11 protein-coding genes and 1 tRNA gene are annotated in these 12,456 nt (G+C 54.9%); 1 reads left to right on the top strand and 11 read right to left on the bottom strand.

Translation table 11 applies throughout. The features are described from left to right. The first annotated feature begins 81 nt into the window (after window positions 1–81). On the top strand, window positions 82–393 hold the full coding sequence (locus ASH01S_RS19610; RefSeq protein WP_169794170.1) for a transposase: 312 nt from the start codon (window positions 82–84) through the stop codon (window positions 391–393). 151 nt (window positions 394–544) lie between these two features. On the opposite strand, the gene rbsK is transcribed toward ASH01S_RS19610, so the two are convergent. The 11 genes from rbsK to polA all read right to left on the bottom strand — a co-directional run bounded on the left by rbsK (window position 545) and on the right by polA (window position 12,146). Further along, window positions 545–1,510, bottom strand: coding sequence for a ribokinase (rbsK, locus tag ASH01S_RS02470; RefSeq protein WP_083516750.1), 966 nt, complete (start codon window positions 1,508–1,510; stop codon window positions 545–547). Between the two features lie 19 nt (window positions 1,511–1,529). Continuing rightward, window positions 1,530–2,498, bottom strand: a complete 969-nt coding sequence (locus ASH01S_RS02465; RefSeq protein ID WP_067922877.1) for a D-ribose ABC transporter substrate-binding protein — start codon at window positions 2,496–2,498, stop codon at window positions 1,530–1,532. Window positions 2,499–2,579: 81 nt separating this feature from the next. Further along, a complete protein-coding gene (locus ASH01S_RS02460; RefSeq protein WP_067922875.1) occupies window positions 2,580–3,509 on the bottom strand; it encodes an ABC transporter permease in 930 nt (309 codons plus the stop codon). Further along, entirely contained in the window at window positions 3,506–4,999 is a 1,494-nt protein-coding gene (locus tag ASH01S_RS02455; RefSeq protein ID WP_067922872.1) for a sugar ABC transporter ATP-binding protein, read from the bottom strand. The genes ASH01S_RS02460 and ASH01S_RS02455 overlap by 4 nt, the downstream gene beginning before the upstream one ends. A 14-nt stretch (window positions 5,000–5,013) precedes the next feature. After that, entirely contained in the window at window positions 5,014–5,403 is a 390-nt protein-coding gene (rbsD, locus tag ASH01S_RS17780) for a D-ribose pyranase (RefSeq protein WP_083516748.1), read from the bottom strand. A 43-nt stretch (window positions 5,404–5,446) separates the two neighbouring features. Next, window positions 5,447–6,436, bottom strand: a complete 990-nt coding sequence (locus ASH01S_RS02450) for a LacI family DNA-binding transcriptional regulator (RefSeq protein WP_067922866.1) — start codon at window positions 6,434–6,436, stop codon at window positions 5,447–5,449. Window positions 6,437–6,885: 449 nt separating this feature from the next. Next, window positions 6,886–6,970, bottom strand: a tRNA-Leu gene (locus tag ASH01S_RS02445). A gap of 191 nt (window positions 6,971–7,161) precedes the next feature. Continuing rightward, a complete protein-coding gene (locus ASH01S_RS02440) occupies window positions 7,162–7,797 on the bottom strand; it encodes a lytic transglycosylase domain-containing protein (RefSeq protein ID WP_067922863.1) in 636 nt (211 codons plus the stop codon). Further along, complete coding sequence (gene coaE, locus ASH01S_RS02435; protein ID WP_067922861.1) at window positions 7,734–8,378, bottom strand: dephospho-CoA kinase; 645 nt, start codon at window positions 8,376–8,378, stop codon at window positions 7,734–7,736. Before coaE ends, ASH01S_RS02440 begins: the two co-directional genes overlap by 64 nt. Next, window positions 8,375–9,352 (bottom strand): DNA-formamidopyrimidine glycosylase, encoded by a 978-nt coding sequence (mutM, locus tag ASH01S_RS02430; protein WP_083516747.1) that lies wholly within the window; start codon window positions 9,350–9,352, stop codon window positions 8,375–8,377. The genes coaE and mutM overlap by 4 nt, the downstream gene beginning before the upstream one ends. Window positions 9,353–9,416: 64 nt before the next feature. After that, on the bottom strand, window positions 9,417–12,146 hold the full coding sequence (gene polA / locus ASH01S_RS02425; RefSeq protein WP_067922859.1) for a DNA polymerase I: 2,730 nt from the start codon (window positions 12,144–12,146) through the stop codon (window positions 9,417–9,419). Window positions 12,147–12,456: the final 310 nt, after the last annotated feature.

Here is a 12,456-nt window from a genome sequence, read left to right as displayed (position 1 = left end):
CTACAGACGATACGAAAGGACGGAGACGGGATACTGAGCGAAGAAAAGATATTACCGATGTGACGCCTGTGCAACATACCTTTGCTGCGATCTCAGTGTACGAAAGGATCGAGTAACCGGCAAATTGCCGTAAGTCGTGAGCTACGAAAACACAAGCAAATTACGAGGGAACAACTGCTCAACGAGGAAGGTCGCGAACTCTCCGTCCGACGTATGGTAGAGGTTGAGAGTATGTTTGGACATCTAAAAGCCAATCGCGGGTTCCGCAGATTTCGCCTAGGGGGTCTATTCAAGACGCCCATCGAGATGGAACTCATCTGTTTAGCTCACAATCTGATGAAGAAGGCGGCCTTATCAGCGTGGGAAGAACTGCCTTTTCGCACAGAATGCTAAAAAACAAATCACCAGACACAACCGGGGCTGTCTCCTTCGTCATCTTACGATGAGTTTTAGGACAGCCCCACAGGCCTACGATATACTTGCTGCCTGCCATGATATACACGCAGATTCCCTTGAAACGCACGGGCGAACAAGTTTTCTGTATCTAATGAGTCGACTCCCCGACTAGCAAAGAGTCGATCTCTCGACGTGTGGGAATCGCATTTTGCGCTCCATTACGTGTAACGGTAACCGCTGCCGCCGCCGACGCGAATCGCAGCGCCTGCCTAATATCCATTTCTTCACTTCGGGCAGCCGCAAATGCGCCGACGAAGGTGTCGCCGGCAGCCGTTGAGTCAAGTGCGTTCACCTGAAACGAAGGCTGAAAAATGAGCGTCATACCATTCGAATTCAGAGCTCCTTGACCGCCTCCGCCGTCACCGGGCGCGGCATAGACCGCTCCCTTTGTACCGAGGGTAATTATAACCTCCCTTGCCCCGGCCTCCAGCAGGGAAGCGATTACCGCCTCAATGTCTGTTGTCGGGGCAATGCCGGTTAGCGCTTCAGCCTCAGTTTCATTAACCACCAAGGTATCCACGTACATTAGCCAATCCAGTGACACCCCGGCCACCGGCGCTGGATTCAGGATGACGTGGATGCCTGCAGCATGTGCCGTCTGCATGGCATACAGGCTAACGTCCGCCGGGATCTCATTCTGGACCAGCAGCGTATCAACTCCGGAAAACATTCCGTTATTTACCGCTTCCCTGAGCATCTCGGTAGTCAATCGCCCATTCGCACCAGCGGCCACTATAATGGTATTTTCACCAAGTTCGTCGACAGAGACAAATGCTATTCCAGACTCACCCTCAAATGCTTGCACATATGCGATGTCAATCCCGTCTCGTCTTAGTGCCGCATTGAGCGTGTTGGCAAACTCATCATTCCCGAGGGCGCCGTACATCCTGACATTGGCTCCAGCTCGGGCGGCAGCAACCGCCTGATTCGCTCCCTTACCGCCTGGCTGATACACGACCCCATGGCCATGGATCGTTTCTCCTGGACGGGGATGCCGACGAACCCGCAACACGACATCTATATTTATACTACCAACAACAGAAATATATGACATTTATTTGATCGCCTTTCAATTAAAAGCCTTTAAACGAACTTCCTTTTTCGATGAGCTTGATGGGCGAGGAAACAATGGCATCCACATTCTCCCCGTTAGCCGCTTTAATTGCGTATTCCACCCCCAGTTGGCCTTCCCTTTCTGGCTGTTGAGCAATATCCGCGTACAGTAAGCCCTTATTGACATCATTCACGGCCTCTGCTTCACCGTCAATTCCGACAATCCGAATCCCGGATTTCCCCGATTGCTCAATAGCCTTCAACGCGCCAAGGGCCATCTCATCATTCTGAGCAAAAACTCCTTTCACAGTTGGATAAGCTTGCAAGAGGTTCTGCATAACATTAAGAGCCTCATTGCGGTCGAAATTCGCCGCTTGCCTAGCCACAACCTGTATTCCAGAAGCCTTTTTGATTTCCTGGTCAAACCCTTGTTCCCGTTCACGCTCCGAGGATGTACCGATTTGCCCCTGCAGTTCAACTACACTGCCCTTACCGCCCAATGCTTTGATCAACTCGTCAGCCGCCATTTTGCCAGCTTTAACGTTATCAGAAGCGATGTAAGTCGTCACCTTAGCACCTGTCACAGTACGATCCAGGGTTATCACCGGAATATTCGCGTTGTTGGCCATTTTTACAGCCTGTGCCAGCCCTTGACTGTCAACAGGATTCAAAATAATTGCGTCCACCTTCTGTTGAATTAAATCTTCTACCTGATTCAATTGTGTGGAGGAATCGTTGTTACCATTGTCAACAATGAGTTTTACTCCTTCTTTCTGCGCCTCCTCTTTGGCGCCCTTCTGCATAGCGACAAAGAACGGGTTGTTAAGCGTCGATACAGCAAATCCAATGGTTTTGCCACTGCCACTCGCTGAACTACTCGAACTGCTTGTATTGCCACTCACAGTGTTCGGGCTGCCTCCTGTCACGCCACAACCAGCCAATAAGCCAATGGTCAACGCAGATGCTACAACAACACTTTTCTTTCTCATGATTGAAAACCTCCTCGCACTCAGAAAAGGATTCTAAATATATATGTTGACTACCAGCCACGACTGGCAGCAAACTAGCGACTAGCGGGACGGTCTTTTCCGGTCTAGTAGAATCGCAACCAGGATGATGGCGCCTTTTACCGCATCCTGCCAGAAAGAGTTAACACTCAACAAGTTCAGACCGTTGTCGATCACGCCGAGTATCAAACCGCCAATGACAGTTCCTACGATGGTGCCTTCACCGCCGAACAGACTAGTTCCGCCAAGTACAACGGCCGCGATAGCATCCAGTTCGTAACCAGTACCGGCGGTTGGCTCAGCCGACCCAAGACGGGCAGTCAGAACCAAGCCAGCCAGTGCGGCGAGCAAGCCGCTAATCATATATACAACTAATAGGTATTTTTTTACAGATACGCCCGCAAGGCGAGCTACTTCTTCGTTGCCTCCAATGGCGTAGATCCGACGACCAGGCACCGCCTTATGTAAAATAATCCAAGCCATAATGAGAACAATGACCGTGACAATGACGGGAAGTGGAATCCCAGCAACGTAAGCCGTGCCGAGACTCGTAAACGAGTGCGGCAGGTAGAAAATCGGCATGCCTTGCGTTAGGATCTCAGTAATGCCGCGATATAGTTGCATCGTACCGAGTGTAACGATGAATGGCGCAAGTCGACCGTAGGCAATAAATATTCCATTTAGCAAGCCAGCCAAGAGCCCTATTATCAATGCGATGATCATCGCCAACCATGGATTCACGTGTGCGACCATCAGCTGAGCACTGATTGCCGCGGTGACGGCCAAGGTGGAACCTACCGAAAGGTCAATCCCGGAGGTCAAGATGACAAATGTCATTCCAGCGGCTAGTAGTATATTCACTGACGTCTGCATGGCTACGTTACGCAGGTTGTTGAAAGTCAGAAATTCTGGACAGATAATGGATAGAACGATGAATAGGACGACAAACCCGAGAAACGGGCCTAAATGATATCTTCGAACAAGATTCTTCATCCAAGAACTCCTCCTGTGGCCAATATCATAAAGTTTTCTTCTGTCTTGTTTTCTTCGGTAATCTCCCCTTGCACTGTGCCCTGATACATGACGTATATCCTGTCGCACATCCCCAACAGTTCCGGGAGATCAGAAGAAATCATCAGGATACCTTTGCCCTCACGGACCATCTTGTTCATCAATTCATATATCTCTTGCTTGGCGCCGACATCGACGCCACGAGTCGGTTCGTCCAAAATCAGCAAATCAGGCTGACTTGCCATCCATTTCCCAAGTACGACCTTCTGTTGATTGCCACCGCTCAGGCTACCGGCCGCCTGCTCTGAGTTGGCAGCTCGAATTCCCATTCGTTTCATATAGTCATTGGCAAACGTCTGCTCTGCGCGTTTCTGAACCAGACCAAATCTCTTCCGTTGATCCAATGTGGGTAAAGCTAGGTTCTCCCGGATCGAAAACGACAGAATCAGCCCTTGCCGCTTACGATCTTCCGTGACGAAGGCTAACCCAGCGCGAATCGCGTCAGCAATTGACTTGAAATGCCGCTCAACCTGCTTGAAACGGACCACTCCCCCTTTCATCTTGTCCACTCCGGCCAATGCCCGAGCGACTTCCGTACGGCCAGCTCCCATCAAACCACCTAAGCCGACAATTTCACCCGCTCGGACAGTCAAATTCACGTCATGTACAGCATCGTTCGTTAGTCCTTCGACCTCGAGGATAACATCACCCACCGGCACCCTTTCCTTGGGATAGCGATCTTCAACATCACGTCCCACCATCATGGCAATCAACTCACGCTCATCCACCGTCTTCATATCTCGCGTTCCAATCATCCGCCCGTCCCGGAGGATCTCAACCCTATCCGCGATTTGATAGAGCTCTTCCATGCGGTGCGAAATATAAATCATTCCGACCCCATCTTCGCGGAGCTGATGAATGAGGGCGAAAAGACGATCAGTCTCCGATTCAGTCAATGCCGCTGTCGGCTCGTCCAATATCAGGAATCGCACTCTCGACTGCAATGCTTTGGCGATCTCGACCAGTTGCTGCTCACCAACGCCGAGGTCTGCAACCTTCGTCGTGACCGGCTTGTGCAGGTTTACACGTTCCAAGGCTTCCTTCGTCTCTAGGTACAGCTTCTTGTAGTCAATGAAACCAAGTGACCGCCTATAGCGTTCCTCATGTCCTATCAAAAAATTTTCAGCAATAGACAAATTCTTGAACAAACTTAATTCCTGGTGGATGATTTCGATTCCGTTTGCCCGGCTGTCTTGAATATTTCTTATAATTAATCGTTTGTCATCGATTACAATTTCACCTCCATCAGCTGGGTAGATGCCGGTTAAGATTTTCATCAGAGTTGATTTACCGGCCCCATTCTCACCAAGGAGCGCGAGTACCTCACCCGACTTGACACACAGGGAAACATCATTGAGAACGCGTACGGCCCCAAAGGACTTGGATATGTTTCGCATCTCGAGGACACTCATTCACTTCCCTCCCATCAGAACGGTACACCGGCACGCAGAATAACGTTTGCATAAGGTGTCCATTCTCCTGTTCGTATAACGGATTTGGCACGATTGCTACGTAATTTCAGCTCTCTATGTGAGACGTATTGCGGGCGACATGGTAACGTTTCCACAACACTTTGCAAATAACCCTTCTGGCCTTTTAATTCTTCAGCAAGTATTGCCTCTTCAACACAAAGTTCACTCAATACTGTACGTAGAACGGTCAAAAAATCGGGTACTCCCGCAGTAACTGCCAAATCGATACGGTGGATGCCGTCGGGTACGGGAAAACCATAATCCGAAATCACAACCTCATCGCCATGCCCTAGATTAGCCACCAACAGCGAGATTTCACTATGTAATATCCCTGCAGATTTCATGCTGCCCTCCTCTAGGTGAAGCAACCTTTCGGAAATCACTCTTCTATGACATTCTTTCTGTCGACTTACGCAGCTTCAACTCTGGCTTGAATTCAACGTGCTGCAAGTCACTGACTCCATGTTTTAGCTGTGTTATCAGCAGCTTTGACGCCGTTCGTCCCATATCATAAGCAGGTTGAGCAACGGTTGTCAGAGATGGATACACACACCGTGCCATCGTAATGTCATCGTAACCGACCAACATAACATCCTCTGGGATTCGGATCCCCATCTCATTTGCCGCCTGAATGACGGCAATCGCCATCATATCATTTGCTGCAAAAATTCCATTTGGATGTGGCCTACATTTCAACAGGTCCACCGCAGCTTGATACCCGCCATCAAATCGAAAATCCCCTGAGACGACAGAAACTTGGACATTCCTAGCGGATAGTACTGCTTGATAGAAGCCCTCTCGTCTAGCAAGCGCGGAAGGAGAACCTTCCGGGCCCGATATATGTACGATCCGATAACAACCGTTATCGATAAGGTGTTGTGTGGCCATTCTACCCCCGACCAAGTTATTGCTCCAAACGGCATTAACGATCTGATTCGGCCTGCTGTCCACTAGGATGAACGGCACATCCTCCAATTGATGCATCAAGAATTCTGGGGCCGCTCGGTTCCCTACGATAATAGCGCCTTCCACCCACCTCCCGCGAAGGAGTTGAATGTACATATCCTCACGCGTGACTTGCCAATCTGTATTACACAGAATTACGGTGTATCCATTCTCAATCGCCTCGTCCTCAACCCCGCGTGCGACATCCGAAAAAAACGGATTCGCAACATCCGGAACTATGAGACCAAGTGTTGCTGTTTTACGGATGACCAATCCTCGTGCAACAGCGTTTGGCTTGTAATTAAGTGTTTCCATTGCAGCAACGACGCGATTATAGGTATCCCTTTCAACGTAACCATTCTGGTTGATAACACGAGAAACGGTCGATACAGAGACTCGAGCCAATTGGGCCACATCTTTGATTGTTGTCATCGAATCTGCACCTATACCTACAAACTGGGAATCATTTATACACATTTATCATATGGTAACGTTTTCACACCTCGATATAGATTGTATACGTAATTCATAGAGATGTCAACTCAGGTCTTTTATTTGCCTTGTCTCTGAAATTGTCACGGTGGTAGTAAAGCCATATGCATCTCGCCGCAGACCAGGACAGGTATGGTTGATTGGGCGATAGACAGAGAACGTTGCCTCGACTGAAGACAAAGAGTCGTATGTCGCCATCCCTGGAGACACTTCTGTGAGCACGTTTTTCTGCCATTTCGGCCCCCTTCTGAGACGTATGCGCCTCGATTCACGAGCCACGCACACGTTGGGATGTGTCTGCACACATGTCACGGCGACTATCGAAGCCAAAGCGAAAGCAAGGGTCCCTGGTCCGATTTTCCCAAGAACCCTTGCCGCACAAGACTCTATGGTGTCGAGGACGGGACTTGAACCCGTACGGGTTTCCCCACACGCCCCTCAAACGTGCGCGTCTGCCGATTCCGCCACCTCGACATATGGTTTGATATGTCACACGATTGATTCGAAGTGACGACCATTATTATACGGGCTACCCCAGGGCGTGTCAACCGCCGGAACACACGCCATATCCCCGCCACCCAACGCCGTCCCAGATCTTACGCTAAGCCCAACAACCGGCCCCAGGCCGGGGCGGTTTCCCTCGTAAACCGTCCGCCCGCGCTCTCCTATGTCTGCATCTTCCACGCCGCTTCAAACCCGTAAATCCGTTTGTACAGCGTATAGTTGTAGAACACCCGGTCGACGAAGTGGCGCGTCTCGCCCACGGGAATCTGCTCTACGTCCTTGAGCCCGCCGCTCCAAGTGCCGTCGTTCAACCAACCGCTCACACGCCGCGGCCCTGCGTTGTAGGCGGCAATCGCGGCGGCCTGGTTGCCGTGAAAGGTGACCAGCAAATAATGGATGTACCAGCTGCCGATGCGAATGTTCGTGCGGGGGTCATGCAGATCCAATGGGCCCGAAAGCGTGGGGTCTTGGTCGCCGTGGCGCCGCATCTGCACGCGGATCCACTGGGCGGTCCCGGGCATCAGCTGCATGAGTCCCACCGCTCCGGCGTGGGAGACGTCGTCGGTGTGAAACTTGCTTTCGACGCGAATCACACTCGCGACCAGCAGCGGATCGACATGGGCAGCGTGGGCCGCCTGTTGTATCTCGGACGCGTATCCAATCGGGTACATCCACTGCCAAAACCGGTTGGAACTGATGAGCCCGACCAGCGCAATCAGCAAAATCAGACTGATTACGATGCGCCTGTTGACGATGAAGATCCGCACCCGGCCGCGTCGCTGCGAAGGCTCTTCCATACGCGTTCAACCTGCTCTCTGGTGTGTTCTAAAGTCCCGGTATTGTCGATGACATAATCGGCCAATCGACGCTTTTCCTCAATGGGCATCTGGGCGCGGATACGCGCCTCGGCCTCCGCCTGACTGTAGCCGTTTCTCGCCATCAGGCGAGACAACTGCGTCGCCTCGTCCGCATAGACGACGACGGTGCGCTGAACCATACACCGCGTCTCCCCTTCGAACAACAGTGGCACGTCCCAGATGACCGGATGGCCCGGGTGCTCGGCCAAATAGGCGTCCGATTCGGAGCGCATGCCGCGGCGCACACGGGGGTGAGTGATGGCGTTGAGTCGCTGCCGAGCCTCCCGGTCGTGGAAGACAATGGCCGCCAGGGCCGCCCGGTTCAAGCTCCCGTCCGGGTGGAGTACGTCCGGCCCGAACGCCTCCACCACCTCACGCCATCCGTCCGTTCCGGGCTCGACCACTCGGCGCGCCCACACGTCGGCGTCCACGACATAGGCGCCGAGCTCCCGCAGCATGTTGGAGACGGTGCTCTTCCCCGTGGCGATGCCGCCTGTTAAGCCCACGATGAGTCCGCTCATGCGCCCACCCCTTGGCCGGCGGGGTTGTCGTCCACCGGCAGCTGTGAGTTCTGCTCATGCGCCGTCAGCCGCGTGTCCGATCCGTTGTCTAGACCGGATGTGGCTGTCCTCCTCTTCCCGCGGGCTGTCGAGGGCCTGCGCGAGGTCCGGGGCGGGCGCTGGCACAAGGGGCAATAATGCGTGCCTCGGCCACCTACGCGCGTTTTCTCGATGGGGGTCTGGCAGACGCGGCACGGTTCCCCCTCGCGCGCATACACATTCAGCTCCATCTGGAATCCGCCGTGCCGCCCGTAGCCGTCAACGTACGTGCTCACGGACGATCCGCCCGCGTCAATGGCGCGCCTCAACACGGCACGAATGGCGGTCAAAAGTTCATTCGCCTGGCGGCGGGTGACCTTCGCGGCCAACCGCTCCGGATGGATGCGGGCCAGGAACAGGGCTTCGTCCACGTAGATGTTTCCAAGCCCTGCCAGGCACGTCTGATCAAGCAGCACCGCCTTGATGGGCGCCCTGCGCCGATGGATGCGACGGTAGAGAGTCGCCCCATCCAGATCGTCCGCAAAGGGCTCCGGTCCCAGGCTCGCCACCCCTTTCGGCAAAGCATCGCCTTCGGCAATGAGGTCCATGGTGCCGAACTGGCGCACGTCCCGGTAGCGGAGCTCCGTCCCATCCGTGAAATGAAAAATGATGTGAGTATGGGGCCTCTCGGGCTCCCCCGCTTGATGGAGGCGGTATTGACCCTCCATGCGCAGGTGAGAGATCAGGCGGTAGGGCGGAACGCGGAAGATGAGATATTTCCCACGCCGCTCCACCGCCTCGATACAGCATCCAGCCAGCTGCGCTCGGAACCGCTCCACATCGTCCGGTGTACGGATGAGGCGCGGCAGTCGCACCTCCACGTTGCCTATCGTCTTGCCGACAACCAGCGCCTCCAGGCTGCGTCGGACCGTTTCCACCTCGGGCAACTCCGGCACAGCATGCACCCCCTTCTACCTGCGTTCCGGCGGACGCCTGGACTTGATGTCTTGACTTGACGCTTTATTTCGCTTCGTACCACGTTTTGCCTACGTGTACATCCACCTTGAGCGGCACACTCAGCACCATGGCATTCTCCATTTTGTCCTCGACCAGCTCACGGAGCGCCTCCAACTCGCTGTTCGGGCACTCGAAAATCAACTCGTCGTGCACCTGCAGCAGCATACGCGCCTTCAAATCGGAGCCCTGCAAGGCTTCGTCGATGCGCACCATCGCCAACTTGATGATGTCGGCCGCCGTGCCCTGAATCGGCGTGTTCATCGCCGTCCGCTCGGCAAAACTGCGCAGGTTATAGTTGCGGCTGCGGATGTCGGGCAAATAGCGGCGACGGTTCAGCAAGGTGGTCACATACCCTTGCCGCTTCGCCATCTCCACGACTTCGTCCATATAGCGCCTGACGCCAGGGAACTTGGCGAAGTATCCCTCGATGAATTCCGCCGCTTGCTTGCGCGGGATGCCCAGGTTTTGCGACAGCCCATAGTCGCTGATGCCGTACACGATGCCGAAGTTGACCGCCTTGGCCTGGCGGCGCATGAGCGGTGTGACCTCCTCCGGACTCACCTCAAACACATCCGCCGCCGTGCGCGTATGGATATCCATGCCTTGGCGGAACGCCTCAATCAGCGTCTCGTCACCCGATAAATGCGCGAGAATGCGTAGCTCAATCTGCGAATAGTCGGCCGAGAGAATCGACCAATCCTCGTAGCTGGCTGTGAATGCTTGGCGCAACCGGCGTCCCTCGTCCATGCGGATGGGGATGTTTTGCAGGTTCGGATCGCTGCTGGAAAGCCGTCCGGTGGCGGTCAGCGTTTGATGGAAACGGGTGTGCACGCGCCCCGTCTCAGGCCGAATGACCTTGAGCAGCCCATCCACGTATGTGGACTGCAGTTTGCCGAGCTGTCGAAACTCGAGAATCCGTTCGACGACTTCGTGGTAGGACGCCAGCTTCTCCAGCACATCCGCGCTGGTCGAGTACCCGGTCTTCGTCCTTTTCACCGCTGGTAGGCCCAGTTTGTCGAACAGCACCTCGCCGAGCTGCTTTGGCGAGTTGATGTTGAACTCGCACCCGGCCAAACGATAGATATCCTGCTCCAGCTCGGCAATGCGCCCAGACAGTTCCTCTCCATACTGGCGCAGCCAATCAGCGTTCACCAGAAAGCCGAGCGACTCCATGCGTGCCAGCACCATCGCCAGCGGCAGCTCCACTTCCCGGTACAGACGCTCCAGGTCCTGCGCCGACAGAGCCTGCTGAGTGTGTCGGTTCAGATCTATCAACAGCGAGGCGATGCGGACCAACCCCTCGGCCTCGGCCCGCGCCGCGTCGGCATCTGGCATGGAATGGGCATCGGCCGACTTTCCGCGGCCGGCGCCTGACACCCGACCGCCGGCCGCACGGCGCAATCGATCATCCAGGCGGACCTTCAACTCCCGCTCCAGAATATCGGCCAACGACGGCTCTCCGTCGGAAGGATTGAGCAGATAGCTGCCAATCATGGCGTCGTCCCAACTGTCGTCCAGCTGCAGGCTGTGGCCGTGACTGTCCAGAGCGACCGCCAACGCCTTGATGTCAAAGACCACTTTATCCCAGTCGTCCGTCCACAACCTCTGGACATCCGCCATACCCAGTTCGCCCGCGAACGAAACGTAGTAGCCGTGATTGGCCAAACCGATAGCCACGCCGCACACGTCGGCCGTCTGGTACCCACCCTCGGCGAAGTGGGGCACAATCCCAACGGTACCGCTCAGCTTCGTCCACATGGACTGCAGCTGCGGTTTATCCACAATCACCTCCACTTGCAGATCAGGCAGTTGCCCGCCATCCGCGCCCACGTCCGAGCGAGCCTCGCTGGGGCTGTCGATTTCCCCGGAAATCCTGTCGATGAGTGACTGAAAACCCAAATCGTGAAACACGCGGCGCACCGCCGCTGCCTCATAGCCTTCGTATTTCAGTTGGTCGATGCTGACGTCAATCGGGGCCTTACGGCAAATGGTGGCCAGTTGCTTGGACATCAACGCCTGCTCCCGGTTCTCACGCAGCCGCTCCTGCAGTTTCTTGCCGGGGATCTCGTCGATGTGCTCCAGCACGCGCTCGACTGTATGGTACTCTTTGAGCAGCTTGATGGCGGTCTTCTCCCCAACCCCGGGCACGCCCGGGATGTTGTCCGAGTTGTCGCCCATAAGCCCCTTGAGATCAACAATCTGTTCCGGGGACAGCTCAAAACGGGCGCGCACCGCCTCCACATCATACACGTCCATGTCGGTGATGCCCCTGCGTGTGACGGCGGCGTGAACCGTATCGCTGACCAACTGCAGGAGATCCCTGTCCCCGGATACGACCAAGGTGGGCAGACCTTCCGCCTCCGCGATCCGCGAGAGCGTGCCGATAAGATCGTCCGCCTCATAGTTTTCCAGTTCAATCACCGGGATCCGAAACGCGTGGAGAACCTCGCGCACGAGCGGAAACTGTTCCGAAAGCTCGCTGGGTGTCTTTTGTCGTGTTCCCTTGTATTCCTCAAACACATGGTGCCGAAACGTCGTCTTGCCGACGTCAAACGCCACGGCGATATGTGTTGGGTTTTCATCCTGCAGGAGTCTCAGCAACATCTGCGTGAACCCAAACACCGCATTGGTGAATTGTCCGCGCGCGTTGGACAGCGGCGGCAGTGCGAAGAATGCGCGATAGGTGATGCTGTTGCCATCGATGAGGACAAGTTTCGGTGCGTCCGTGGCCATAGAGGTACCTCACTCCCAAATGGGGGTCGAAACGTCGGCTTGCTCTCCCCATTGTACCACACGGGCGGGACCCAATTGGCCGCTCTGCAGGCAACCGGGACAGACGGCATTTGGTCAGCCTGCCATACCGTTCCACACGCGTTCAAGAAAAAGCCTACGCCGTCAGGCGCAGGCTTTTCAACAGGCTTTCGGGCGATCCGGCCGCCCGGGCGATGGGGAGACCAGCAGCGGCCATCTCGATAACCATGCCGACACCTAGACTACCCGGACCGGACGCATCCTGTGAAAGGGTAGACGGCCGAGTGGAATG

Source organism: Alicyclobacillus shizuokensis NBRC 103103, from assembly GCF_001552255.1.
In the GTDB taxonomy this organism is placed as follows: Bacteria; Bacillota; Bacilli; order Alicyclobacillales; family Alicyclobacillaceae; genus Alicyclobacillus_G; species Alicyclobacillus_G shizuokensis.
This window is presented reverse-complemented; position numbering and strand designations above follow the sequence as displayed.